At 46.2% G+C, this 22,560-nt stretch carries 18 protein-coding genes and 2 pseudogenes; 7 read left to right on the top strand and 13 right to left on the bottom strand.

All coding sequences use genetic code 11. The features are described from left to right. The first annotated feature begins 17 nt into the window (after window positions 1–17). Together UNITIG_RS04075 and UNITIG_RS04070 are read left to right on the top strand one after the other, a co-directional pair. Entirely contained in the window at window positions 18–788 is a 771-nt protein-coding gene (locus UNITIG_RS04075) for an ABC transporter substrate-binding protein (RefSeq protein ID WP_101757237.1), read from the top strand. 349 nt (window positions 789–1,137) lie between these two features. Next, window positions 1,138–1,935, top strand: coding sequence for a PhnD/SsuA/transferrin family substrate-binding protein (locus UNITIG_RS04070; protein ID WP_101757236.1), 798 nt, complete (start codon window positions 1,138–1,140; stop codon window positions 1,933–1,935). A gap of 828 nt (window positions 1,936–2,763) precedes the next feature. Here UNITIG_RS04070 and UNITIG_RS04065 read toward each other — a convergent pair. The 8 genes and pseudogenes from UNITIG_RS04065 to UNITIG_RS23380 all read right to left on the bottom strand — a co-directional run bounded on the left by UNITIG_RS04065 (window position 2,764) and on the right by UNITIG_RS23380 (window position 7,549). Then, entirely contained in the window at window positions 2,764–4,380 is a 1,617-nt protein-coding gene (locus tag UNITIG_RS04065; protein WP_101757235.1) for an AMP-binding protein, read from the bottom strand. Window positions 4,381–4,566: 186 nt separating this feature from the next. Beyond that, window positions 4,567–4,917, bottom strand: coding sequence for a TauD/TfdA family dioxygenase (locus UNITIG_RS24945; RefSeq protein WP_255399585.1), 351 nt, complete (start codon window positions 4,915–4,917; stop codon window positions 4,567–4,569). 44 nt (window positions 4,918–4,961) lie between these two features. Continuing rightward, window positions 4,962–5,303, bottom strand: coding sequence for a TauD/TfdA family dioxygenase (locus UNITIG_RS24940; protein WP_200821188.1), 342 nt, complete (start codon window positions 5,301–5,303; stop codon window positions 4,962–4,964). Between the two features lie 22 nt (window positions 5,304–5,325). Continuing rightward, a complete protein-coding gene (locus tag UNITIG_RS24935) occupies window positions 5,326–5,493 on the bottom strand; it encodes a TauD/TfdA family dioxygenase (protein WP_200821187.1) in 168 nt (55 codons plus the stop codon). 113 nt (window positions 5,494–5,606) lie between these two features. After that, window positions 5,607–5,870: a class II aldolase/adducin family protein gene (locus tag UNITIG_RS24030; RefSeq protein ID WP_235015258.1), complete on the bottom strand. Its 264-nt coding sequence runs from the start codon at window positions 5,868–5,870 to the stop codon at window positions 5,607–5,609. Further along, a pseudogene (locus tag UNITIG_RS25450) lies at window positions 5,848–6,180 on the bottom strand (class II aldolase/adducin family protein). Before UNITIG_RS25450 ends, UNITIG_RS24030 begins: the two are co-directional and overlap by 23 nt. 262 nt (window positions 6,181–6,442) lie before the next feature. After that, entirely contained in the window at window positions 6,443–6,751 is a 309-nt protein-coding gene (locus UNITIG_RS23385) for a helix-turn-helix transcriptional regulator (RefSeq protein ID WP_200821186.1), read from the bottom strand. A gap of 48 nt (window positions 6,752–6,799) precedes the next feature. Next, window positions 6,800–7,549 carry an AraC family transcriptional regulator gene (locus UNITIG_RS23380; RefSeq protein WP_200821185.1) on the bottom strand — a complete coding sequence of 250 codons (750 nt, stop codon included), beginning with the start codon at window positions 7,547–7,549 and terminating at the stop codon, window positions 6,800–6,802. A 180-nt stretch (window positions 7,550–7,729) separates the two neighbouring features. Between UNITIG_RS23380 and UNITIG_RS04045 the strand changes: the two genes are divergently transcribed. Then, window positions 7,730–8,143: a hypothetical protein gene (locus UNITIG_RS04045; protein ID WP_101757234.1), complete on the top strand. Its 414-nt coding sequence runs from the start codon at window positions 7,730–7,732 to the stop codon at window positions 8,141–8,143. After that, complete coding sequence (locus UNITIG_RS04040) at window positions 8,140–8,799, top strand: ankyrin repeat domain-containing protein (protein ID WP_101757233.1); 660 nt, start codon at window positions 8,140–8,142, stop codon at window positions 8,797–8,799. Before UNITIG_RS04045 ends, UNITIG_RS04040 begins: the two co-directional genes overlap by 4 nt. Window positions 8,800–8,832: 33 nt before the next feature. On the opposite strand, the gene UNITIG_RS04035 is transcribed toward UNITIG_RS04040, so the two are convergent. Beyond that, a complete protein-coding gene (locus UNITIG_RS04035; protein WP_101757232.1) occupies window positions 8,833–9,591 on the bottom strand; it encodes an ABC transporter substrate-binding protein in 759 nt (252 codons plus the stop codon). Between the two features lie 418 nt (window positions 9,592–10,009). Between UNITIG_RS04035 and UNITIG_RS23375 the strand changes: the two genes are divergently transcribed. After that, window positions 10,010–10,666: a hypothetical protein gene (locus UNITIG_RS23375; RefSeq protein WP_200821184.1), complete on the top strand. Its 657-nt coding sequence runs from the start codon at window positions 10,010–10,012 to the stop codon at window positions 10,664–10,666. A 193-nt stretch (window positions 10,667–10,859) separates the two neighbouring features. On the opposite strand, the gene UNITIG_RS04025 is transcribed toward UNITIG_RS23375, so the two are convergent. From UNITIG_RS04025 to gcvT, 3 genes and pseudogenes are all read right to left on the bottom strand, one after another. Continuing rightward, complete coding sequence (locus UNITIG_RS04025) at window positions 10,860–11,111, bottom strand: STAS domain-containing protein (RefSeq protein ID WP_101757231.1); 252 nt, start codon at window positions 11,109–11,111, stop codon at window positions 10,860–10,862. Window positions 11,112–11,650: 539 nt separating this feature from the next. Further along, window positions 11,651–14,538 (bottom strand): annotated as a pseudogene (gene gcvP / locus UNITIG_RS04020) (aminomethyl-transferring glycine dehydrogenase). Between the two features lie 86 nt (window positions 14,539–14,624). Continuing rightward, window positions 14,625–15,752: a glycine cleavage system aminomethyltransferase GcvT gene (gene gcvT, locus UNITIG_RS04015; RefSeq protein ID WP_101759185.1), complete on the bottom strand. Its 1,128-nt coding sequence runs from the start codon at window positions 15,750–15,752 to the stop codon at window positions 14,625–14,627. A gap of 166 nt (window positions 15,753–15,918) precedes the next feature. Between gcvT and UNITIG_RS04010 the strand changes: the two genes are divergently transcribed. Further along, entirely contained in the window at window positions 15,919–16,779 is an 861-nt protein-coding gene (locus tag UNITIG_RS04010) for a LysR substrate-binding domain-containing protein (RefSeq protein WP_101757230.1), read from the top strand. A 1,072-nt stretch (window positions 16,780–17,851) separates the two neighbouring features. Here UNITIG_RS04010 and UNITIG_RS04005 read toward each other — a convergent pair. Continuing rightward, a complete protein-coding gene (locus tag UNITIG_RS04005; protein WP_101757229.1) occupies window positions 17,852–18,823 on the bottom strand; it encodes a transposase in 972 nt (323 codons plus the stop codon). A gap of 384 nt (window positions 18,824–19,207) precedes the next feature. Here UNITIG_RS04005 and UNITIG_RS04000 point away from each other — a divergent pair, with 384 nt between their 5' ends. Beyond that, window positions 19,208–22,441, top strand: coding sequence for an ELWxxDGT repeat protein (locus UNITIG_RS04000; RefSeq protein WP_159931078.1), 3,234 nt, complete (start codon window positions 19,208–19,210; stop codon window positions 22,439–22,441). Window positions 22,442–22,560 lie beyond the last annotated feature (119 nt).

The following is a 22,560-nucleotide window of genomic DNA, read 5'->3' as shown; positions in this document are numbered from 1 at the left end:
AGTTAATAAGCTAATTGATGAAAAAATTAATTATTACCATAGTCTTTTATTTTTTTGGCCATGTAATACCAGCGCAGGCCGATATTATTAACTACTTGGTTATAGAGCGGCAAGCGGAACCTTTTCAGATCCAGGATGGAAAGGGGGCGCATAGCGGTATCATTACCGACATTACCAGAGAGATATTTAAAGGCTCTGATCATCAGATTAACATTATCTCCCAGCCTTATAAAAATCTGCAGCGTATGGTGGAAGCGGGTGAGGTCAATAATTGGTTAACCTATGGTGCTACGGATTGGTCAGCACCGGGCAATATCAATCTTACTGAAAATCCGATATTTAATATCAGGCAAGAGCTGTTGGTGCCGAAAAAATTTGGGTTTCAGTTTTCTGGAATAGAGAGTCTTTTAGGTAAGACATTAATATTAATAGTGGGGTTTGATTACCCTGGTATTGATGAATACATTGCGCGGGGGGAAATTAACGCTGTGCGAATGACGCAATACAAAAAGATTTTTATGGAGCTGCTGTTTCGAGATCGCTTTACAGGGTATCTAGAGCTCAATACTCGATTGGATTATCAATTAATGCAAGTCGAGAAACCGGGGGGGCGAATTATGCCGGAAGATTTTTATCGATACGATCTCTCCGCTATTAGTCCTGGTTACGATATCTATTTCGCGCGCGACCCTCGAATGCCGAACGACATCCAGACTCTTATTGAAAACCGTATTGTTGAGCTGCATCAGGATGGAACGATAGAACAGATATTAGATCGTTATCGTTAAATTAATGACCGGTTTGGGTCAACAGGGCGCATAAGCAAAAATCTGACGGGCGCCAGCTGCTGTCTTACACCAAACTGGGTTATATGTAAGATAAATAATCTCCGGTATCAAGGGTGGAAGAGGCATTGGTTAGGTGTATAAACTTACTACCGAAGCTGGCCCGAAGACGACCACCTCATTTATTGGGTTCCCTTAATTGTGGTCATCAGTTTACTCTCCACGGTGGGCACCAGCGACATTAATTAAACCCTTGGTGATATAAGCTTATCTGAATCATACTTATGTCAGGAAGCCCAACTTATTGGTGCCAATTATATTGGAAAGGCTTAGCTTTCGAAGGAATATAAATATGCCAATTCTTGTCTTGATACTGTTAAGCCTCATGTCTGGCCTCACAAGGTCAGAGGAGCCGTTAATTATTGGTTTCCCAATATTAGTCAGCGGCCAAATGACAAGGGCTACCAATGAGGTGTATACCCGCAGAATGGCAGATCATATGGGGCATCCTGTTCGTTTCGCACACTACTATCACGACTGCGATCTAATAAATGCGAGCTTGGCCAATGAGCTGGATATCATAGCCATACCTCCCGGTTGGGCTTCCACACTCATTAGTAAGCATCACTACAAGGTATTTCTGCAAACACAAGCCCGGCTCTCGTTGTTACTAGTTTCGCGCAACGAAGACCCCATCATCACTATTCCTGCACTGACAAACAAGAGGGTCGGTAGGCCACGCAAGGACTATGAACCGGCAGCGTTAGTCAACAGCCAAATCAACAATGTTGAGGGATTGGCAGACTCAATCACATTCGTTGAAGCTGGTCACAGTAAATTATTGGTCGACCTATTGGCTGGACGAACAGATGCTATGTTTAACTCTACCTTATCTATGAGCAGAGTTTCCGAACGCATTCGCTCAAAGTTATCCATTGTCAGCTTGGCTTATGAGGCGATACCGGCTGGTGTGTTGCTTGCGAAACAAGGGACGGACCCTGATTTGTTGAAGGCTTTTCATAAGGCCTTAACCAGTATACCAAACCCACTGGGCCTCGAGGTTAAATACCAGCTGCTTACTGAAAGTGATATTGATGCGATTGAGCTCATCTTTGGCCTCAAGGATATAGCTGAATGCTCGGGGGGTTGAGATAAAATTTATCGATCGCTATTTAGAAAAGTTTATTTCTGCCTCCATAGTTAATGGCTATTTTTTTGCTAGACGTTGGCACTGAAAGTCTGCTTATGGCAGCAGTAGCTATTGATACTTTTTATGGTGTAGTCGCTACGTGCCCTTAGCGGACGAATCTTATCCCGTCATGCGCGCAGGCGGAAATCCATTGCTACAGAGTGCTTAGTAAAAATTTTAGTTCTAAGCTCGTAAATTTCCAATGAATCCAGTCTAGGCATATTGCACTACGTTAGTATGGTTTTTTGCAACTGGGTTCCCGCCCTCGATTCAATCATTCGAGGGCAGGCTCTTCGGGAATGACGCCATGCACGCTGTACGCTAATGGCACGTTTGAGGCCCCAAGCCTCGACTAATCTCGGGGATTTTTGTGTCTGAAGGTGAATATATAGCTACCGAAAGAAGCTAAGAAAAATCGTTAGATTGAAGAGTACCTGTTGCTAAAGGTATAGCTGCCAGTATTGAAGATCAGTTTACATGTAAAGTAAATCGTCGGTATTGTTCTAAACCGGACACCCGAATATGTATTGGCTCAACTAACACTGAAACTGCTATTTTCTTTTCAGGCACTATCTATAATAACCGGGCTTCAGTGCCAGGCTAGCGCTGATGCAGCGCTGTTTGATCATTGCTTTTAACAGGGCTGTCACTCATTTATAAAGTCATCCAAATGGCTAGTATCAAGTAGGACCCATGACGTTCATGGCAGCTACAAAGCGGCCGAAATCGTATGGATACTATTAGGGCGTTACTTTCCTGGAATAGATAATTATCTTTTGGCTAGGTGTATTATTTCCTGACTACATATTGCGATTTTTTCAGGTCCCAAGTCTGTTCATCAATGCCTTCCTCGCGTAATTTAAATTTCTGTACTTTGTTAGTTGGGGTGTAGGGAAGTGCGTCGACGAAATTCATATAGCGTGGCACAAAGTAATGAGGAGCATTGTCGTTAATAAAACCGCACAGTTCTTCCGCGCTGCAAGTGTTGCCTTCTTTCAGGATAATGTTGAGCTTGAGTTCCTGCTCACTTTCTACTTCTGCTGAAGGAATGCCGAAGGCCGCGACATCCTTTATCGCCGGGTGTCTGCGCACAATGCTTTCGACCTCAAGCGTTGAAATGTTTCGACCGGCAAAACGCAGCGCATCTTTTTTGCGATCGGCATAAAAGTAAGCGCCGGTGTTGGGGTCTTGTCGGGCTAAGTCACCGGTGCGGTAATAGTCCCCGAAGTAGGCTTCCGCAGTGGCTTTGGGGTTGTCAAAATAACCATTAAACAGTACGTAAGGTTGCAAGGGTTTGATACAAATTTCGCCGACTTCTCCGCTGGCTACTTCTTTGCCCTCATCATCGAGTAAATGAATAATCGTGTCGGCAGCCGGAAAGCCCAGGGCATAGACGGGAACATCGTCGCGATTTTCAAGTTGTGACATCACCATTTGGCATTCACTTTGACCGAGGCCTGTGCGGAGTAAATGCAGGTTAAATCGTTGTTCGAAAATCGGCCATTGATTAGGCGCCAGTGGCACAATCTGGGCAATTCGCAACGGCGTCTCGCTATCATCATCGCGCTCTGGTGCGTTGAGTAAAAATGCGCCCATGGCGCCTAGTAAAAATGTTTGGGTGGCACCAAAATTTTTAATCCGCTGCCAAAAAGTGGTGACGGAAAAACGCGGTTCGATGATGCAAGGAATACCTTCGATCAGTGCGCGATAGATGGAGGTAATCCAGGCGGCGGTATGGAACAAGGGCAGCACGCAATAAATACTGTCGCCAGGTTGTGAATCATATTGTCGACTACAGCCGTCTACAATGGCGCGTATCCAACAGTTATAGCTTTGTAATACGCCTTTGGATTTACCAGTAGTGCCTGATGTCCAGAGGATGGCACAGTTATCACCATAGTGCAGGTCGCTATAATCGAATACCACCGGCGGGTGATTAAGTAATTGCTGGTAGTCGACCGGGGACTTTAATTCACTGGCTGCTATATCACCCACAAGTACGATAGTGTCAATTTCAAGTTGATCTTCTATTTCGGCGATGCGCTGTTGAAACTGATCATCGGTGATGAGTATTTTGGCGCGTGACATTTGCACGTTATCTAACAGCCATGCGCCTTTGTAGTCACCATTAATTGGTGTCCAGATCGCTCCGAGTTTGTTAACAGCCAACGCAAGTAACACCATCTCCGGGCGGTTACCGAGAAACAGGGAAACAATATCGCCACTACCTATGCCGAGTTCCTGCAAGCCTGCCGCCAGGCGGTCAGTGATCGAGTCGGCCTGGGCAAAGTTAATACTGCTGTTATCGGTGATCAGAAACGCTGTGTCACCATTTTGCTCGGCCTGTTGCCTGAGGATGCGCGGGAATGTTCTGTCAGCGCTATTGGAAAGATCGAGTTTATTCATGGTTGCCTCGGAAGTGATTATTGTCAGTTGAGGTTAAATGTTGCTTGCGGCGATTGGCAATATGTTCATCAGTGGCACGCTTAACATTTTTTGTCATTCCCGCGAAGGCGGGAATGCAGTTGCGATACTGTGCCACTCACATCAACGCTTCTCTTTTATGAATAGCTTAACAACAATAACACCTTTTTATTCTGCTGTTAGTACCCGCCCTAAAGTAATATCCCCTTCAATGGTGGTGCGGTTTATCAGCCGTTTAATACCGGGCTTGGTGCCAGTAGTGCAATGCATCGCCCGCCAGTTATCCCATAACACCATGTCGCCTTCCCGCCATTGATGAAAGTAAGTGAATTCAGGTTTTTTGGTATGTGCCACTAAACGCTCAAGCAGCTCAATGGATTCGTCGTTAGACAGGCCAAACTGCTGCGGGGTGATAACGCGGTCAAGAAACTGCTCTACGACTTCAAGGACTTTACGACCACTGATTGGGTGAGTAACCACAGCGGGATATACCGCGTCTGAGAAATCCGGAAAACCGATATCACTGGGTTTTTTCGGGCTATAGGAGCCAGCTTGGTAGCCCTCTAATTCACATAGCGCATATGATGACGTTGCATACTAAAGCTATAGGCCACTTCCAATTTTTCAATTAGGGTTTTGGTATCGTCATCCAATGCATCATAGGCCTTGGCGAGATCGCCAAAACCGGTGAGGCCATCTTCCGCTGCTACGATCACAGCGCGCAGCAACGCACCATGATTCGGGCGCGCGGTGTAGTGTAGATCCATATGCCAATCCAGCCGGCCAACAATTTCTTCGCCCTGATAGAAAGCGGTATTGAACTTATCTTTGTCACCGCCATTTTCCAATACAAATAACTCCGGGTACTGGTCACTGGTGTTGACCTTAAGCGGGTGTATTTCCAAAGGGCCAAAAATCCGGCTGAATTCAATTGTTTTTCAGGGCTGATATATCCTGATCGCGAAATAACAATATTGCATGCTCGTACCAAAGCGATTTGAGTTCAGCTTTAATGTCTTCTGTGAGCGGTTTATTGATATCAAACCCTGAAACTTCTACACCGACGTTATTAAGTGGAGTTACGGTAAGTGCCATCATTGTTTCCTTGTTTTATAGCAAATAAGTGCGAACGGGGTTATTCAACCAGACCGGGGTCGAGACGCAACTCTCTGCGTGCCATCGCTTCCCAGCAAAAGGGAAAGCCATTGTCATCGGCGATAGATACTTTGGTCACTTTCATCATCATTTAATGGCTTGCCGCCCCCGGCTAATTCCACTTCGTAGGCGCGTTTGCTACGCCATTCCAACGTGATTGCTCTAAGGTGGGCTTGCCGAAGATCTTTGCCTACCACTAAGGAACCGTGGTTTGCCAGCAACGCCCATTTGGCATCGCCGAGTGCCTCTACCGCCGATAAGCTGGTGGCTTCGTTTTCAAAAGTGCCTTCATATTCATTGTAGAGGGGGGACCCCACAATAGGCACCGGCCTGATCGTACACTGGTGGTACCCGTTGCATGCTGGCCCAAATACCGCTCCAATGTGCGTGGTTATGGATCACCACATGGATGTCCGGTCGCTGGGCATGCAATTGTAAGTGCAGGCCGATGGCGGGAGTGACATTCCAGTCACTGTCGATGATCTGGCCGCTGGGTCGAGAGTCACAATATCACTGGCGGTCAGTTCTTCCAGGCAGCTCCCAGGGGTTGGTAAGAATATTACCGTTTTCCAGGCGATAAGTGATATGACCTGCGATATGTTCGTTCCATCCTTCTCGCGTGAGCATACGACACATCAGCGCCACCTGGGCTTTTTCGCTGAGCTCAGGCAGTAATGGTCGACGCCCGGGTCGGGGGCAAAACGTTCGACCATAGCTTGATTTAGACCATCAATTTTTTCATGATTTATCCCCGGCTTAGGCCCTTTAAAGGCGACAGCGTGATTGCGATGCCTGTTTGGAACCCGTATTTTAAATGATAAATAAACGGAGTAAAAAAAGCTTGGCCAATTCAGCCAAATAGTTGTCTGATCTGGCCAGCTGTCAGTCATTATCTGACGGCGAACAACGTTTCGCGAAATGCGCGTGGTGATAGGCCGGTCCATTTTTTGAACGCGCGATGAAAGCCAGAGCTATCGGCATAACCCAATTGCTGGCCGATGTGAGTAATCGACAGGGTGGGGTCGCTTAAATGGCGTCGAGCGTGGATTTCCCTTACTTGATCGATTAACTGTTGGTATTGCCAGCCCTGAGCTAATAGTTTGCGACTCAGGGTGCGGCTACTGCAGCAACCGTTGCGCGGCGTTATGGAGCGAAGGGGGCGGCAGGGTCTTCGACAATTATTTGCCAAAGCCGCCATGCGATGTCGCCCTGATTGCGGGCAATACTTTTCTCCTCGCAGAGTTTTTTATACAGCGCGGCACTTTGCGGGCTGGACTGAGGTAATGGGTTGATCGAGAATGGCAGCATTAAAAAATAATTGCGTCACCGGTGCGTCAAACTCTACCGGGCATTGAAAAATAGTTTGATAGCGTGCGGCGTGAGCCGGTGCAGGATAATTACAACGCAGTTTCGTGACCGGTAGTGCTTGACCGAGTACCCAGCGACAAGTCGTTACGATATTGGCGAGGATGTCTTCTATGGCAAGTAATCGCAGTTCGCCTAGTTCTGTTTTAGCATCAATTTGATAGCAACCCTGCGCTTGAATTTCACTGAACGAAGTAACTACCAAATGACCAGAGAATCTGCCTGAATAATTTTGGTATTTGAGCCCGACGCTGCTGGCTTCACGAAATGTGGCGCTGCTTATCATTAAATAGGCGAGTTGGTCGAGGGTGGCAATAGAGCGGTGTAGCCCCAACGCCAGGCCAAGGTCAGTGCCCTGATAGCATTGGCGGGCGTCACTGAGTAGGCCGCGATGTTGTTCGGCGCTGACCACGGCATTTGGATCTTGCAGGGCGTTTAGATTAACGCCATGGTTGGCGGCGATAGTATTGATATCCATCCCCAAGCTGGATAAAAAATCCAGTAGCCAAATAATATAACGTGGGTCAGTATTAATATGTTTACTCCCGCGCTTGCGGCCAAGTATAAAAATAAGAGGAGGGCTATTATCGAAGTTGTTGGCTGATAATGCCAAATGACTGTTTTGTAACATTCGTTCAAATTGACCGATAAATAATTGCAGATAACCAATTTACCAGGCTGGCCGTACAAAATACCCTTTTTTGCTACTATATACCGTTGAAATTATGCTGCCACTAGACTCTTTCAGCCAAACTTAACACCGTTTTAATAATTGGCTGACGGCACAGTAATTGATGAAGAGAAAAACTGAATGAATCTAGCTGTGCCGAAGAATCACTTTTGGAATATCGTCGCCGCCGATGCGATTGTTCTTATTGTATTGAGTATCGTTTGGTTAGTCGGAAAATCTTCGTCCGGCGATAGGAGTATAGCCTTAGGCGCTGTATTTTTAGCCGGTTTTTTATTCGTATCTGTGCCACTATTTTTTATTGTTTTCGCTAACGCTATTGTTCGCACGCGGCGAACAGCATTGGCGAGCAGTAATTGGGTAATAACGTATGTGGCAGTAAGTCTCGTTGTCCACCTGCTGCTTGCTGTTGATGCCGGATTTTTTGATAAATGGATTGGCGATTACGAACGCTATCGTATTGAAACGCTGTATCCAGCACAAACAAAATTACGCGATGCGATGAATAGCGGCCCATCCCCAATATTGAAAAAGTGAAAGCGGCGCTGGCTGAAGGCGCAGACCCTAACGGCTGGATTGATCAAGAGCAAAAAACGCCACTAATAATTATCGCCGCGCTCTGGGCCGATCCCGACAGTATCAAGGCGTTATTGGCTGCGGGGGCAAATCCCAATAGTCGCGCAAAATCGCGAAACAAGTCAGTGGAGAACCCAAGTCCATTGGATATGCTCGCTTTTTCAGAGAATGAACGCGCACTTGAAAGCATCGATGTGCTGATAGCAGCAGGGGCTAATGTCGAAGACTCCATGCTTTTGAGTGGAGCCTGTTGGCGTGGCGATATTGTGTTCTATCAACGGATTAAAAAACTAGCTGGTTTGCTGTTGGCCGATGCGGATAATAATAATTGCTTACACCATGCAGCTAAGATGAATCGAGTAGAGTTGCTCTCATTCCTATTGATTAGTGATGATCCGGATAAAGAAGCTTTTAACGCGTTGTTAGCGGCAGTCAATCAGCAACAAAACACTCCGCTGGATATCGCAATCGTTTATGGTCATACCGAAGCAGCGCTAATTATTATGAGTGCTGCCGGTGTCTCCAATAATCCACAGATTGAACGGTATTTGCGGCGACTACCAGCAAGCCCCTCAGCGGTAACGCTTCGCAACCGGCTTATGCCAGCTACCAGATAGGTTAACTGGCGGTTAGAGGGGTTTTATGCTGAATTACTCAGCTAATAGTTGTTGATAACTAGCATCTGTTTTCATGGCTTGCAGGGTTCGATTAAATTCATCAACAAATTGCGGGCTTATACTTTTTTTACTGAATATATAGTAGAGCGGATCATTGCTTATTTCGATTGGATAGACGTCGATTTCACTGGATGAGTTGTGTTTATTGTTCAAGTCATAACCAACTGCTTTATGGGTTATAAAGCCATCAATCCACTGGGCATGCAGCATTTTTGGCAGTTGGTCGGTATTTACAACCCAGGTTATTTTAGACTGGAAATCCTGATTTTTTAATGCTGTCTCAAGTGTTTTTCCAAAATAAGAGCCTGACACTAAACCTAATCGAAAAGGTATGTCTTTGATATCAATGAGTTGATTAATTTCAATGTTGGCAGTTTCATTTTTGCGCACAAACAGAGCGATATTTTCATTGCGATAGACGTCAGAATAATACATCCATTCTTGTCGTGCGGCGGTTTTTGAAGCTGCCGCAGCAATGTCAATTGATCCTTTTGCTATTTCTATTAAGGTTCTTTGCCATGGCATGTAGTGCCAGCTTATCGAGCATTGCATTTCTTTGAGCACCTGCTCAACAACTGCAGCGTCGACACCAGTCATGGAACCGTCAGCGTTGTTAACCAAATAAGGTGAAAAGGGCTCCCAAGCGATACGCAATGTTTTTTCACAGGGTGCGGCCCAGGTTTGTGGTGTGAAGATAATGGTTACTAGCAAAAGTGCGATATAAGCTGGCATTATCTGACTTTTCCCAATTCTAATCGATGGTGTTTCAAAAGGTTATTTGTCATTAAATTTAGTATTAATGCAGTAGTGTGGTTTAAAGATGGAAGTTCCGCAAACTAAGCCTTTAAACGCTATACGTTCAGGAATCCAGACAATTTTCTTTCCCGCGACTAAAACACCTATCCCTTAAAGTTAATCACATTGCTCCCTATTAGATTGACGGAAGTTGTATTCACTTGCACTTTGCAAGCCTTTATATCTCGCCCTACTTAATTATTAGGCCCTGGTCTTCACGCTTAGCTGTCAGTAAAATTTACACTTTTGACAGTGCCCAGTGTTCATTATAAGTAACCTGCTGATAATAATGGGGTTATTTGTAGCGGAATGATTTTTGCAGATAAAAAAAGATAGAAAATAAAAGGAGATAATAATGCATATATTCAAGAACAAGACCTCTTATCTCATTAGGGCCGGCTTCATATCCTTTGTTCTCGCGGCAATATCAACGAGCGTATCTGCGGCAATGATAACAGTAAGCTGGTCTGGTACAGTGACATCAACAGGTGTAGCTGGCTTAGTAGACATTGGTGATACCATTACAGGCTATTACAGCTATGACGATGCAACCACAGACACTGACTTTGTCTACAACCCGGATGCGGACTCCAATAGTTTTGTGACTAACCACAATTCCTATTTCTCTGTTAGTGGCTACAGCGGCTATACATCAGGTAACCATATCTTTGTAGCTGATGACTTTTCACTATCGGTTGGCGACCAGTTTGATAGCAGGGGGGCAGACGGAACTTATTTCGGGGATTCGATCGGCGCTAGTTCAGTCACTCAAGTTTTCGTTAGATTCAATGATAGTACTGCAGGAGCAATGGATAATTCCGCATTACCCTCTTATCTCGACAGTGCTGATTTTGATAACCCTTTTGTTTCAAGAATTGATGGGCCAGACATTCGCTTCGCAATTGATAACTTTAGTTTCGCGGCAGCAGCAGTACCGGTACCCGCTTCGGCGTGGTTATTTGCATCAGGCTTGCTTTCATTAATCGGCATCGCTAGGCGCAGGTTTAGATAAAAGTTAATGGGTTCTGAAAATTAGGGGTCAGAGTAAAAATTGACGTATTTTTACTCTGACCCCGAAATATATGTCCGAAGTTTAGCTTAATGACGAGAGAGTAATTTTAAACCTAAGAATAAATAACTCCGTGTTTTCTTAGCCGTACCTATCCAAGTTTTGATAAGAATTTTTGAGTAGACTGAATAACCGATTAATGAGTTATTAGTGTTTGAATTTTGGCAATGTGAAAGAGTAGATCAAGTTTAGGGCTAAGGCCCTCCAGTTTTATAGGAGTATTTTTGCCCTGAAAATATCTTCCTAAATGAGCAAGCATTCCAAAAATAGCTGAAGAAAATTCTTTTGTGCCACTGAAGTCAATCACCACTGATTTAATCTGTGACTGGGGTTGGGAGTAGGCATCTCTAAAACAAATGATATGATTAAAGCACACTTTTTCTGGCATTTTTATTCGCATGTTGTTGTTACTAATAGAACATGTGCACATTTTTTACTCACCAACTAAAAAATTATTAATAATCCAATGGGGTTTTGGGTTAGGTACTCAGGTGTAGCCGTAAATTCATAACTGTCAACACCCAAATTCAGGGTTGATGCCCTTATTTGGGATGATTTCTAGCTAATTTGTACGTGAGGATGGTAGTTATGGATCAAACTAAATGAAGTGAAAGTTAATTATTTCCAGTCCTGGGGTTTGGTCTGCTAATCGATGGGGGAGGGATTACTTAAGCAGTTTCTTGAACTCGAGGCCTATCAGCAAACCAAGCCGTTGAGCACGTTGGTCGTTAATATAATTCTGGGGTAGATTAAAAATTGACGTAATTTTTACTCTGCCCCCGAAATATACCTCTCTTATTCTGGCTAATCAGAGTGGCAGTCAGGCGCACTCCCGCACTGGACTATTTGGCAGCGTATTATAGTCTCATCATTATTGATAAATATGACCTTCTAAGACAGAACTACGACACTTTTCGCCAACAGCAATTACTCCTCCCGATAGCTATCAATACTCGGACAAGAGCACACCAAATTCCGATCCCCAAACACATTATCAATCCGTGCAACCGGCGGCCAATACTTGCCATCGCTGCCAACTGGAAATACTGCCTGTTCCCGTGAATATTTATGTGTCCATTCAGAGGCCGTAGCTTCCATTGAGGTATGCGGAGCATTTTTTAGCGGGTTATCCAGCTCATCCAATTCACCTTTTTCTACTGCGGCAATTTCTGCGCGGATGGTGAGCATGGCTTCGATAAAGCGATCGAGTTCTTCTTTGGGTTCTGACTCGGTTGGTTCGATCATTAACGTGCCAGGCACGGGAAATGACATGGTGGGGGCGTGGAAACCAAAATCCATTAAACGCTTGGCGACATCCTCTTCGCTGATACCGCTGGCTTCCTTTAAAGGACGCATATCGATGATGCATTCATGAGCGACGCGATCGTTTCTGCCGGTGTATAGCACGGGGTAGTGCGCGCTTAATTGTTTGGCGAGGTAGTTGGCATTAAGGATGGCAACTTGTGTGGATTTCTTTAAACCTTGCTCGCCCATCATGGCGATGTACATCCATGAGATCGGTAAAATGCCGGCGCTGCCCCAACTGGCAGAGGAGACGGTATCGTTGTTGATATCCAAGCCTTCAATCGGCTGAGCGGGGTTGTTAGGCAGAAACGGTGCCAGATGTTTGCCAACACCAATCGGACCCATACCAGGGCCACCGCCGCCGTGCGGAATACAAAAGGTTTTATGTAAATTGATGTGCGAAACATCGGCGCCGAATTTACCGGGGCGGCGATGCCGACCAGTGCATTCAAGTTGGCGCCATCAACGTAAACTTGACCGCCATGTGAGTGAATCAATTCACAAATATCGGTAATACTTTCTTCGAATACGCCGTGCGTAGAAGGGTAGGTCACCATTAGTGCTGCGAGTTCGTGGCTGTGGCGTTCGGCTTTTTCTGTTAAGTCCGCCAAGTCGACGTTGCCGTTTTCATCGCATTCTGTGATAACGACTTTCATACCGGCAACAGCGGCGCTGGCGGGGTTGGTGCCGTGGGCCGAGCTGGGAATTAAGCACACGTTGCGTTCATGGTCGCCACGACTTTGGTGGTATTTCATGATGGCGAGTAGGCCTGCGTATTCACCCTGTGCACCGGAGTTGGGTTGCAGTGAAATAGCATCGTAGCCGGTGGCTTCGATTAACATTTTTTCTAGCTGCTTGAACATGGTCAGATAGCCTTGCGCTTGATCTTGTGGCGCAAAGGGATGCATTTGACCAAACTCAGGCCAGGTTACAGGAATCATTTCGGCGGTGGCATTGAGCTTCATGGTGCACGAGCCTAACGCTATCATCGAGTGGTTAAGCGCGATGTCTTTACTTTCCAGTCGCTTCATATAGCGCAGCATTTCAGTTTCTGAATGATGCTGGTTAAAAATAGGGTGGCTTAAAAATTCGCTGCTGCGACGGTAGCGCTCAGGAATGGTTGAATAGTTAGCGCACTCAACATCGATAGTATCAATGCTGAAATCGATATTGCCGCCGGAGATTATTGCCCACAAAGTCTCGATATCATCGCGGGTGGTGGTTTCATCAATACTGATACCGATTTGCTGGTTGCCAATAATGCGCAAATTGATACCGGCAGCGATGGCGCGTTCGATAATGGCGGCTTGTTTTTCATTGACGGTGTAAGTCAGGGTATCAAACCAGCTGGTATTGGCCGGGTTGAAGCCAAGCTTGGCTAAACCGTTAGCGAGAATATTGGTTTGACGGTGAATACGATTGGCGATGGTCTTTAAACCATCAGGGCCGTGATAAACCGCGTAAAAACTCGCCATGATCGCTAACAGTGCTTGTGAGGTGCAGATGTTGGAAGTGGCTTTTTCACGGCGGATATGTTGCTCGCGGGTTTGCATCGCCATACGTAAGGCTTGATTGCCGTGACGGTCGATAGACACACCAATGATACGGCCAGGAGTGGAGCGTTTGTATTTATCCTGAGTGGCAAAGAAAGCCGCGTGTGGCCCACCAAATCCCATGGGTACACCGAAACGCTGGCTGTTGCCGACCACCGCATCAGCACCACATTCACCCGGGGTTTTCAGTAATACCAAACTCATCAAGTCAGCGGCGATGACTACTAATGTGTCCTGCTGGTGGGCCTGATTAATTAATTCTTCAATGTCAGTGATGTCGCCATGGCTGCCAGGGTATTGCAGTAACGCGCCAAACACCGGTTGCGCAGTCAGCTCTGCAGCTTTGCCGACAATAACCTCAAAGCCATAAGTCACCGCGCGGGTTTTTACTACGGCGATGGTTTGCGGATGGGTGTCGTCGGCGATAAAAAAAACATTGCTGCGATTTTTTTTGTTGACGCGTTTTAGTAACGCCATGGCTTCGGCAGCAGCGGTACCTTCATCCAGCATGGAGGCATTGGCTAGTTCCATGCCGGTTAAATCCATCACCATTTGTTGATAATTCAGTAGGCCTTCCAGACGACCTTGAGCAATTTCCGGTTGGTAAGGGGTGTAGGCGGTGTACCAGCCGGGATTTTCCAGCACGTTGCGCAGAATGACGTTAGGGATCAGGGTGTTGTAATAACCCTGGCCGATATAGTTTGTCATCACTTTGTTTTGCTGGACTATGGCTTTGAGTTGTGCCAGTGCTGCTGCTTCGGTTTGCGGTGCGGGTAAATCCATCGGCTGCTGGCGCAAAATTTTAGCGGGGACGGTAGAGTCAATTAATTCATCGAGTGAGTTAACGCCGAGCAAATGGAGCATCTGCTGTTGTTGCTGTTGATCGGGGCCGATGTGCCGTTGAATAAACTGGTCGTTGGCTTCGAGTTCGGTCAGTGATGCTTGGTTGTTTAGCATGGTGGTCTCCGGGCTATCGGCTCAATATTGCTTGAGCGGCAAATAAATTTGGTGTTAATCAGGTTAGTGAATGCTGTACTCGTTAATTACCTGACGTAGTTTTGCGGTACAAAGGGCATCTTCACCACTTCTACCGGTATTTGTTTGTTGCGCAGTAGGGCAAACATTTTGCTGCCGACCGCACTTAATTCAGTGGGTACATAACCCATGGCCACAGGGCCGCCCAAGGTAGGACCGAAACCGCCGCTGCAGACTTTACCAATGACTTCACCCTCTGCGTTGACCAGTTCTGCACCTTCACGTACCGGCGCGCGGCCATCGATTTTTAAGCCAACACGTTTGCGACTGGTGCCTTTGCTGATTTGCGTGAAGATAGCGTCTGCACCAAGAAAACCGCCGGCTTTTTCGCCGCCGCTGCGGCGGGATTTACTGATTGACCAAAGCAGGCCAGCTTCAATAGGGCTGATCGTTTCATTCATGTCGTGGCCGTATAAACACAGGCCCACTTCCAGTCGTAACGAATCTCTGGCACCCAGTCCAATCGCTTCCACAGCATCAAAGGCCAATAATTTTTCAGCCAGAGTGGTTGCGTGTGCTGCTGGCACAGAAATTTCGTAACCGTCTTCACCGGTATATCCGGAGCAGGTAATAAAGCAGTTAATGGCCTCGCCATTGAGGTTGATATTGGCAAAGCAGCCATTCATAAAGCGCAGTTCGCTGGCGGCGGGGGCTAATTGATCCATCACCGCACGGGCCTGGGGGCCTTGCAGTGCCAGCAGTGCGTGTTGGTCCATGATATTGAATTCAAAGCCAGGTAGATGCTGCTGCAAATGGGCAATGTCCTGTTGTTTGCAGCCGGCGTTAACCACCAAAAAGAATTCATCCTCGGCCCAGCGGGTAATGATCAGGTCGTCGAGAATCCCGCCTTGTTCATTAGTGAGTACGCCGTAGGTCTGCTTGAACTGGCCAAGGGCTGCAATATCGACAGGGATCAGCGTTTCCAGAGCCTGTGCGATACCCGCACCTTTGATGGTGAGTTGGCCCATATGCGATACGTCAAACAACCCGGCCTGTTCACGGGTATGCAGATGCTCTTTAAGTACACCGAGGGGGTATTGAACGGGCATATTGTAGCCAGCAAATGGGACCATTTTGGCACCCAGCTTGAGGTGCAGGTCATTCAGCGGGGTGGTTAACAGGCGTTGGTCGGACATGGTGACTCCGTTGCTGGTGGCTAAAGTGGACGCTATGATAGCGCCGGGGTTGGCATAACAGAAATTAATATTTATTATCAAGCTATTAGAATTTGTTATGGTTTTTTCAATGCGAGAGATGCGAGATGCGGGATGCGAGATGCGGGATGCGAGGGGATAAGTAGGAATGAAGAATTTACCCATTGAAATGTTGCGATCGTTTGTGGTGATTAATGAAGAGGGCGGCTTTACTGCGGCGGCGGAAAAGCTGGGCCGTACCCAGCCAGCTATCAGTCAGCAGATAAAAAAACTGGAGTTGTTGCTGGACCGGCCGCTGTTGGATCGTGCCAGCAGCAAGCTGGCATTAACACCCGCGGGTGATTCACTGCTGAGTTACGCCCGGCAAATTTTATCTCTAAATGATGAGGCTGTTGGTTTTTTTGCCACCCCCCCTGTCAGTGGTCGCATTCGGTTTGGTATTCCCAGCGAATTTGCGGTGACGCTATTACCGAAAATTGTTAGTCGTTTTGCCAAGGCTTACCCGGATGTTAGCCTGGAAGTGACCTGCGATTTGAGCCGTAATTTATTATCAGAGGAGCAGCGCCATGACTACGATTTAGTATTGGCGCTGCACGATAAAGTGACTGCGCAGCAGCAGCGCTCGATTCGGCATTTTATTAAAACGGATGAATTGGTGTGGGTGAGCGGTGTTGGCTCGCGCGCCCACTTGCAAGAGACTCTGCCGTTGGTAGCTGCACCCAGCGGCTGTATATATCGGCAGCGGGCACTACATAAATTAGGACAGCTAAAGCGTAGTTGTCGCATTATTTATACCATTCCTGACTTAACAGGGATTCAGGCAGTCATTGATGAAGGTCTGGGGATTACCGTGCTAGCGCGTTCGACAGTACCGGCGGATTTGTCGATTATCGATTCTCCGCAGCTACCCAAATTGGGGGAGGTGGGGATCAGCTTGCAATATCGCGAACAGGAAAAAAATACGGCGGTGCAGGTATTGGCCGATTATATTAAGGCGGGTTTGATATGACATTTAATGGAAGGACGGTGGCTGCTTAGTTATTAAGTGCACTAAATTGTAATGGATCAGATTTGATCTGGCAGGTCATCAGCAACTGTCTTCCTCCAAGTTGGGTTACAAGTAAGATAAATAATGTCCGATATCAAAGGCGGAAGAGGCATGGGCCAATTGCTGGCTTTTGACCCTTAACAGCCTGAGGGCTGTTAAGGCCCTGCGGGCTTCGCCTTCGGCTCGGTCCAAACGCTTTGCGCGTTTGTGACCCATTGCAGGCCCGAGTAATTACGTGCGCATTCCAGCTGGCAGGAAATTGGATAGGGTCGATCTTATCGCGGCATGATGTGGGGTCGGACCAATAATTTTACGTTGTTTGTAAAATTTTGCTCTGACCCCCGTTAGAAACCGTTGGCACGATGTTGTTTCGAAGTATCTGCCAGAATGGCACGTTGATAAATCGGAGTGACCTGAAAAAGGTTTCATTTAGGGAAATCGTGCCAACGGTTTCTGTCAGGGGTCGGACCCACTTTTGTAAACAGCACAAAAGTGGGTCCGACCCCGCACTGTGCCATGGCAAGTATTATTTCTATCCGACCTCGTACCAACGTCTCTAATTGGCACATTTCGTCAAACTTAAATTTTAGTTTCACCTAAATAAAAGATTCGCTCTCAATCTGAAAGCAGACCGTTCACCTATAAGATTTAAAATCTAAAGCTGTTGATATGCGCCAAACGTGGATATCTGATTTTGTAACGCTTACCCCTACAACTGTATTTATCCCACCACTGAGCTGCTTGGTTATGGTTACATCTATTCAGCCGCAGCAATGTATGTGTCATGTTATCTGATAATAGTTACTACTCTTCTCCAATAGCACTTAGTCTGGACTGAACACTTAGTCTGGACAGGCACTGCTAAGAAAACACGAAGTTAATTTTCTTAGGCCGTAATTTATTTTTCTGATCATTGTAGTAAATATCGGGTACGTCTAAAAAATCCCAGAAACAAACGGTAATCCCGTTTTTTAAGCTCAGCTAACCCAGAACGTTAATCGCTCATCAACATTGGAGGCGGTTCGTTGAATAATTAAGCGGCGTGTTTAACGCACTGCCGTTTTTTAGCGAAGCGTTTGTGATGAATCTGCTCGAAGGCCGTTGCATTATTCAGCCAGGTGTTACGATTAATACCTAATCGTTGGAGAATAAGCGGGAGCTGTGGCGCAATAGCCCCCCGTTTGTCATCGTGAACTACCCTGCCAGTGAAATCGACTAATTCCAGATAATCATAAAGACTGAAGTGAATTCCCTGCTGTTCATTGAGAGTGACATTCCCCTCAAATGCCAATAAGGGTTTGAGCGTGACATTAAAATGGTTGAGTTGGTGGGTTTGGACCAGCGTCGTGATGGCGTCGGCCAAATGCAATGACGGCCTGATACGTTCTTTAATACTGGTGTGTTCAGATTGTTCCGGGGACGTAGCCGTTGCTGCGCGTACTGGATTGAGATCCACATAGGCCATACAACTCAGCAGGGCTTCTTCCGTTAATAAGGCTTGCGAACGGTAACGGGCTTCCCAGAAGTGCCCGGTACAACCATCTTCCCGGTTAGCCATGCGGGCAATCGGCTCATTGAGGCATTTCATAAACCAGCCGAGATCTGCCAGTCGCCGGCGGTAGGTGTCGATGATGTCATTCACCGCCTGCTGCTCCGCGGTATCGAGCAGCCCGCCCTTGCCGTACTTTTGAATCAGCAAAGGGCCTTTGAACAAACTGGTCCAGCGGTCGACAACTTCCCGATCAGTCCATTTATCAATGACTTCAGGCGAAAGCTTAAGGACCAAGTGCAAGTGATTGGACATCACTGCATAGGCGGCGATATCAATGGCAAAAATCGAACTGAGTAAATGAATACGCTGCTCGATAAAAAGCCTGCGATGGGAGTAATCCGTGCCGGTGGCATGATCAACACCACACAGAAACGAGCGGCGCACACAGCGGGAAGTAATGTGATAGAAGGGCGTGTCATCGACACAGACTAGTGTTCGTCGAGGTAAAGTCATCGTAATTCCTTTTACGAGAGAAGTGCACTGACGTTAAAGCAGTGTTATTGTGTTGTCAATTTTGAGTGCCTGTCCCGTGATTTCGATTTTGAGTGCCTGTCCCGTGATTTGTCTCCGTGATTTCGTCCTACTCCGGATGGATAGGGTAGAGTGGCCACGAATAAGGCGTTTGTTTCGCCTACACTCGTTAATTTTCACATTTTTATAACACCCATAACCTACTATAAAAAGCTAAAATTAAAATGTGAATAACAATAGTAATGGAGCAAATGGGCCAAGGTGGCACTCAATCTGAGATATGTCGCATTTTTTCAGCTCGGCCCTCGTTCCAATCTTCTACCTCCGAGGTTTTATATGCGATCGCTTAGGATTTGCGCGCCCTATTTGGCATTATTCATTTCACTCGTAATGTCTTCTCCCTCTATCGCTGGTTGGCCTGAACCGAAAATTATTAGCGATATTAATACAGAAGAGTTTGGGTCTGCCCCTTATTACATGGTGCCTCTTAATGGATATACCATCTTCGCGGCAGAGGATCACCGCGGCAACGAACTTTGGCGTACTGATGGTACTGATGAAGGCACGGTTTTAATTAAAGATATTCGCCCGGGCAGCCAGAGCTCTGGGCCAAGTCATTTAACGGTTGTTGGTAATCTGGTCTTTTTTAGAGCATATACAGACGAAGTTGGTGCTGAACTTTGGATAACTAATGGCACAGCTGCTGGAACACGCATGGTCAAAGAAATCGATGATCATGGTTCCACCTACGGCTACAACTTGACGGTGCTTGGGGATAAGGTAATCCATAGAAGACAAACGACCGACGAAGGCTATGAACTTTGGGTATCTGACGGTACAGGAGCAGAAACGTACATGCTTAAGGATATCAACCCCGGTCCATCATCCAGTTCACCCAGCAATTTAGCTGTGATGGGTAGTGAGGTCTATTTCAGTGCTGATGATGGAACCAACGGAAGAGAGCTCTGGAAAACTGATGGTACCCCGGCAGGTACTGTCATGGTGAGTGACATTAATACTGGGGCCGTATCCTCTAACCCTAACTATATGATTTCATTTAATGGCAAACTTTATTTTTATGCTGTGGAAGCCTCGAGTGGTGCTGAGCTATGGAGCTCGGACGGCACAGAAGCCGGAACAGCATTAGTTAAAAATATAAGACAAGGTACGGGGTACAGTTCACCGAGTTATTTAACGGTGGTAGGCGATGCTATTTATTTCAGTGCGAGTGATGGACTACAAGGTGTAGAGCTTTGGAAAAGCGATGGCACTGAATCGGGTACTAGCATTGTCAGAAATATCAACAGTGGCAGTAGTTCATCATTCCCAAAACTATTCACTAAAGTCGATAATCTTCTTTTTTTTACCGCCAATAATAATCTCAATGGCGAAGAGCTTTGGGTGCACAATCCAAGTACCGGCACCACAAGTATGCTTGAGATAAACGCGGGTTCCACTCATGCCTATATCAGAGAAATGGTTGCCTTCAATGGAAAGATATATTTTTTCTCTGATAACGAAAACACAGGAAAGGAACTTTGGAGCAGCGACGGTACTCTCACAAACATCCAGAAAATCATTACTTTTACGGGCGATGATGCATCGTATCTAACGCATTTATCTGTAGTAGGTAATGAACTACAGTTTGCTGCTGATGATGATACTGGTATTGGTTCTGAACTATGGCGCAGTGATGGCACCGCAGGCGGTACGGAGTTAATAGCCAATATCAATACATCAACCGCCTCAAGCTCACCGTCGAATTTGATGCTTGTTGGTAATAATTTATTTTTTACCGCTGCTGATGATGACGGCAGTGAACTGTGGAAAACCGATTTACTCACAGGAGTAACAAGTCAAGTTTCCGATATTTTTCCAGGTTCCGATGGTTCCTCGCCTGATGACTTCGCTGTACTAAATGGTGAGCTACTGTTTACCGCCGTCGATCCGGTTAATAACCGCGAACTTTGGAAGACAGACGGCACCGATGCTGGGACTGTCATGGTCAAAGATATTTATCCTGGCGGCAACAGCGGAATGAACTCAGATGCCGATCTAACCTATTCTGACAACCGCGTTTATTTTCAAGCGCGCAGCAGCAATACAGATTTTGAACTTTGGGCAACAGACGGCACGACAACGGGAACCTATAAAGTTAAAGATATCCACCCTTCATCGTCCTACCCAGAAAGCTTTACCAATGTAAATGGCACGCTATTTTTTGTGGCACGACAACCAAGCACCGGGTTTGAATTGTGGAAATCCAATGGGTCTGACGCATCGACAGTGCTGGTTAAAGATATTCGACTAGGCTCCGCCGACGCCTACGCACGAAATCTTACAGCATATAATGGCAATCTATATTTTTATGCAAATGATGGTAGTAATGGTTACGAGCTATGGGTAAGTGATGGCACAGAACCGGGTACTAATGTGCTAACTGACTTGAATCCTGGTTCCGGTGGTAGCTTTCCTGCGTGGTTTACTGAAATTAATGGAGAATTATGGTTTAGTGCTTCCGATGGCACTCATAGTACCGAACCCTGGAAAACCGATGGTACTGTGGCCGGCACAATGATGATTAAAGATATAAATCCAAATTCTAGCTCTAGCCCTTCTGATTTTATAGAGGTCGGTGGCACCGTTTATTTCAATGCCTATGATGGTACCAGGGGTTACGAGCTTTGGAAAAGTGACGGCACCGATGCCGGTACCGAGTTGGCCGTTGATATTTTTCCTGGATCAAGTAGCGGCAACCCAGATAATTTTGCAAGTGTTGGCAGCCACCTATTTTTCTCGGCTGGAGATGGTAGCAATTCAAGTGAATTATGGGCTTCACGAGGTTCCAGCGAAACTACCGAGAAGGTAACCGATCTAGTACCAAATGGTAGTGCCTCCATTTCAAATATTACAGCCATTGGTAATATACTCTATTTCTTAGCTAGCGAAAATCGCTATGGCACAGAGTTATGGAAACTAGATTTAGACCCAGATGGTGACAACATCCTGTATAGCCTTGATAACTGCCCTACAGTTGATAATTTAAGCCAGGATGACACAGATGGAGATGGGGTTGGTGATGCTTGTGACGCTTTTATTAGCGACCCATTTGAAGCACTCGACAGTGACTCAGACGGCGTTGGCGACACCGTCGATAACTGTCCTCTTGTTGCTAACCTTAATCAGCAAGATAGCGATGGAGATGATACGGGCGATGTTTGTGATGATTTCCCAGATGATTACGCTGAACAACAAGACTCTGATAACGATGGAATGGGTAATAACATTGAAACGTTCTATGGTTTAGACCCCTTAGATGCCATCGATGCAAACTTTGACAATGATAATGATGGAAATACTAACCTAGAAGAAATATTAGTGGGCACTAACCCTAATGAATTTGAAATGGTACTGTTATTAGGTGACATCAATAACGACGGCGAGATCACCATTAGCGATTTACTCATCTTGCAAAAACATTTTTTAGGAATGCCGGTGATAACTGATCAGGACACATTTGATAGAGCAGATGTCCACCCCGATGGCCTGCTGACTATTTCTGATCAGATCATGTTGCAACAGCTGTTTTTAGGTCAATAATGCCTAGATTAACATTCTGGTTTCGGTTAACGAAAAAGCGAACAGGTTTTTTTAATTTCAGGATGCCATTTGTGTCGGAGGGATTTAAAAATTAAATCTCTCCGACACAAATTTATAGA

This window comes from Oceanicoccus sp. KOV_DT_Chl, from assembly GCF_900120175.1.
GTDB lineage: Bacteria > Pseudomonadota > Gammaproteobacteria > Pseudomonadales > Dasaniaceae > Oceanicoccus.
Note: the sequence above shows the minus strand (reverse complement) of the source record. Positions and strands in the feature narration are given on the sequence as shown.

Bases quoted from the DNA above. Each gene is read 5' to 3' on its own strand.
- UNITIG_RS04010 (WP_101757230.1), top strand. From the start codon at position 15,919: ATGAAGAATTTACCCATTGAAATGTTGCGATCGTTTGTGGTGATTAAT.
- UNITIG_RS23375 (WP_200821184.1), top strand. From the start codon at position 10,010: ATGCATATATTCAAGAACAAGACCTCTTATCTCATTAGGGCCGGCTTC.
- UNITIG_RS04035 (WP_101757232.1), bottom strand. From the start codon at position 9,591: ATGCCAGCTTATATCGCACTTTTGCTAGTAACCATTATCTTCACACCA.
- UNITIG_RS23385 (WP_200821186.1), bottom strand. From the start codon at position 6,751: ATGGCGGCTTTGGCAAATAATTGTCGAAGACCCTGCCGCCCCCTTCGC.
- UNITIG_RS04045 (WP_101757234.1), top strand. From the start codon at position 7,730: ATGAATCTAGCTGTGCCGAAGAATCACTTTTGGAATATCGTCGCCGCC.
- UNITIG_RS04065 (WP_101757235.1), bottom strand. From the start codon at position 4,380: ATGAATAAACTCGATCTTTCCAATAGCGCTGACAGAACATTCCCGCGC.
- UNITIG_RS04005 (WP_101757229.1), bottom strand. From the start codon at position 18,823: ATGACTTTACCTCGACGAACACTAGTCTGTGTCGATGACACGCCCTTC.
- UNITIG_RS04070 (WP_101757236.1), top strand. From the start codon at position 1,138: ATGCCAATTCTTGTCTTGATACTGTTAAGCCTCATGTCTGGCCTCACA.
- UNITIG_RS23380 (WP_200821185.1), bottom strand. From the start codon at position 7,549: ATGTTACAAAACAGTCATTTGGCATTATCAGCCAACAACTTCGATAAT.
- UNITIG_RS24935 (WP_200821187.1), bottom strand. From the start codon at position 5,493: ATGGCACTTACCGTAACTCCACTTAATAACGTCGGTGTAGAAGTTTCA.
- UNITIG_RS04025 (WP_101757231.1), bottom strand. From the start codon at position 11,111: ATGCCAGAAAAAGTGTGCTTTAATCATATCATTTGTTTTAGAGATGCC.
- UNITIG_RS04075 (WP_101757237.1), top strand. From the start codon at position 18: ATGAAAAAATTAATTATTACCATAGTCTTTTATTTTTTTGGCCATGTA.
- gcvT (WP_101759185.1), bottom strand. From the start codon at position 15,752: ATGTCCGACCAACGCCTGTTAACCACCCCGCTGAATGACCTGCACCTC.